The sequence below is a fragment of the Vibrio sp. 10N.261.52.A1 genome, from assembly GCF_002876325.1.
GTDB lineage: Bacteria > Pseudomonadota > Gammaproteobacteria > Enterobacterales > Vibrionaceae > Vibrio > Vibrio chagasii.
On sequence record NZ_MCYD01000121.1, the window covers coordinates 1 to 2,308 of the forward strand.

General features: G+C 46.3%; 1 protein-coding gene. It reads right to left on the reverse strand.

Annotation, left to right across the window (positions count from 1 at the left end; all coding sequences use genetic code 11):
* Positions 1-237: 237 nt before the first annotated feature.
* On the reverse strand, positions 238-2,250 hold the full coding sequence (ligA, locus tag BCT81_RS01705) for an NAD-dependent DNA ligase LigA (protein WP_102423075.1): 2,013 nt from the start codon (positions 2,248-2,250) through the stop codon (positions 238-240).
* Positions 2,251-2,308 lie beyond the last annotated feature (58 nt).

Consider the following 2,308-nt stretch of genomic DNA (forward strand, 5'->3'; position numbering starts at 1 on the left):
AAACCATATAAAACAGCAAGTTAAATAAAATTAGCTTTTATAAAAATAGATATGACTCGCATTTTTGATACAACTAGAACGCTATTTCATTAATGTTGAGCACCGTCACTGTCCTGATTTTGTAGTTCGTATAGGAACAAAATTCTCAACAATTAAAAAGCCACCGTTTTTATAGCGGATACAAAAAAGGCACTCCCTTAAAAAGAGTGCCTTTGAGCTTTTTTTACCTGAATTTACTTACGAAAGAAGAGCAATTAGATCTTCTTCGGTTCTTATTTCGATACCTAAATCTTGTGCTTTGGTTAATTTAGAACCAGCCGCTTCTCCCGCAAATAGGATATCGGTTTTCTTAGATACGCTGCCTGTGACTTTTGCGCCTAGCGCTTGAAGTGCCGCTTTCGCTTCACTTCGGCCCAATTGAGACAGTGACCCCGTAAGCACAACCACTTTGCCCTCTAGAGGCAATTCTTGGTCATCTGGCGCATCTTCAATCACAGGCCAGTTCACACCCAGTTCGATAAGCTGTTCAACGACCGCTCGGTTTTTCTCTTGTGAGAAGAAAGCCGTAATATGACTAGCAACAATATCACCAATATCGGACACCTCAACGAGTTGCTCATGAGTTGCTGCTTGTACTAGCTCTAATGTCTTGAAATGCTGCGCTAAGTTCATCGCAGTCGCTTCACCGACTTCACGAATACCGAGTGAATAAAGGAAACGCGCTAACGTAGTATCTTTCGCTTTATTCAACGCGCTCACCACGTTCTGGGCCGATTTAGGCCCCATACGATCAAGCACCGTAATCACACCTGCACTGAGTTTAAATAGGTCTGCTGGTGTCTCGACCATCTCGCGATCGACAAGCTGCTCTATGACTTTCACACCCAGACCATCAACATCAAGCGCCTTTCTAGATACAAAGTGCTTAAGCGCTTCTTTACGTTGAGCTTGGCACACCAAACCGCCTGTACAACGCGCTACAGCTTCACCCTCTACACGCTCGACCGCAGAACTACATACAGGACATGCATCAGGGAAAACGATGTCTTTAGCCGTCTCAGGGCGACGGTCTTGCACAACAGCAACAATCTGTGGAATCACATCGCCAGCACGGCGGATAATGACACTATCGCCAACCTTAACACCCAAACGAGCAATCTCGTCGGCGTTGTGTAACGTGGCATTGCTTACCGTCACACCACCGACAAAGATAGGTTCCAGTTTAGCCACAGGTGTAATAGCACCGGTACGGCCTACCTGAAACTCAACATCGTTAAGCAGCGTGATCTCTTCTTGAGCCGGGAACTTGTAGGCAATCGCCCAGCGAGGCGCTCTAGCAACAAAGCCAAGCACTTCTTGCGCCGCAATATCATCGACTTTAATTACCACACCATCGATCTCGTAAGCCAAAGCATCACGGCGAGTCATAATGTCTTGATAATATGCCTTTACGTCTTCAAGTGAGCTAAGTTGCTTCGTCTCTGGACACATTGGCAGTCCCCAGCCTTTTAGCTGTAAGAAACGTTGGTAGTGGCTACTTGAGAGCTCTGCACCTTCAACCACACCTACGCTGTAAGCATAGAAAGCTAATGGGCGTTTTGCGGTAATACGAGAGTCCAGCTGACGCAAGCTACCTGCTGCGGCATTACGTGGGTTTACAAAGACTTTTTCGCCTTTCTTCTGCGCCATTTCGTTCAGTTTATCGAAGCCGGCTTTTGGCATGAACACTTCACCACGTACTTCGATACGTTCAGGCCAGCCTTCGCCTTGTAGCTTAAGTGGAATCGAGCTAATGGTACGTACGTTTTCAGTAATGTTCTCACCCGTCGCGCCATCACCACGAGTCGCCGCTTGAACTAATGTCCCGTTCACATAAAGCAAGCTCACAGCGAGGCCATCGAGTTTAGGCTCACAACAGAAAGTCTTAAGGTTCGCGGTTGGTGCTCTATCGGACATACGCTTATTGAACGCATCCAAGTCTTCATCAGAGAATGCATTATCCAGAGAGAGCATTGGGATCTCGTGAGTCACTTGCGTAAAGCCATCTAGTGGCTGACCACCAACACGTTGGCTTGGTGAGTCCACGGTTACGAGCTCTGGATTTTCTTCTTCGATCTTTAGCAACTGTTGCATTAATCGATCGTACTCAACATCAGGGATCTCTGGGCTATCTTCTACGTAATAACGAACGGCATGATAGTGCAGAGTTTCTCTTAACTGCTCTAAGGTCACTTGAATCGATTCTTTCATATCATTCTCTGTCGTGATTGAAATATCAAAAAGGGCTCCCTTAGGAGCCCTTTTCTAT